This window comes from Burkholderia sp. Se-20378, from assembly GCF_017104665.1.
Taxonomy (GTDB): Bacteria; Pseudomonadota; Gammaproteobacteria; order Burkholderiales; family Burkholderiaceae; genus Burkholderia; species Burkholderia lata.
This window is the reverse complement of record NZ_JAAGPG010001239.1, coordinates 1-751: the sequence shown is the minus strand read 5'-3', so window position 1 is coordinate 751 and position 751 is coordinate 1. Positions and strand designations below refer to the sequence as shown.

At 71.6% G+C, this 751-nt stretch carries 1 protein-coding gene; it reads right to left on the bottom strand.

Annotated elements, in window-relative coordinates:
• Nucleotides 1-579: sigma-70 family RNA polymerase sigma factor (locus G3N93_RS41210; RefSeq protein WP_206135664.1), on the bottom strand; the 579-nt coding region annotated here is incomplete at its 3' end.
• Nucleotides 580-751: the final 172 nt, after the last annotated feature.

Below are 751 nucleotides of genomic sequence, written 5' to 3'. Positions count from 1 at the left end.
GTGCGCTTCCGATCTCGCGTCGCGCGAGCGGGTCTCCGCACGCGTGGCCGGCTCCGGTTGCGGATCGGGCACGTCGGGCAACACGTCGACCGGCTCCTCGCGGCGGCCGCGCAAGCGGTCGTAGCACAGATTCAGCACGACGCGATGCAGCCACGTGTCGAACCGCGCCTCGCCTTCGCGCCAGCCCGGCGCCTGTTTCCAGATCCGCAAGAACGTCTCCTGTGCGACGTCCTCGGCTTCCGTGCGGTCGCCGAGCATGCGCGTCGCGAGTGCGAGCAGCCGCGGCAGCTTGCGCGCGACGAGCATGCGCACGGCCGACGCGTCGCGCGCGCCGACCCGTGCGACCAGGGCCGCGTCCGGATCGCCGTCGCTCAACGCGGGGCGCTCCAGCGCATCGCGCGTCTGTGCCGCGGCGCGATCGTTGACGCGCCCGCCGGCAGACTGAAACTCATCGTCGTGCTCTCCTTGCATGCGCCGCGCCATTACCCGCCCCCGCCACACTGGCGGTTCGGGATCGCCGCGCGCATCGCACACGGCCTCGGCAAGGTCCGTTTCATCGGCATCCGTTTCAGGCTGCATGGCGATCGGGTCGATCGGGTGCCGGCCGCCCGGTCGCGTAAGCGGCGGCCGGCGTGCTCAATATACGACGACCGGCGCGGGCCGGTAATAGGCCGGACGCGCCGGCACCACGACACAGCCGGCCAGCACGATGGCGGCGGCCGCGAGTATCACCACGGTTCGAAAAGGCATG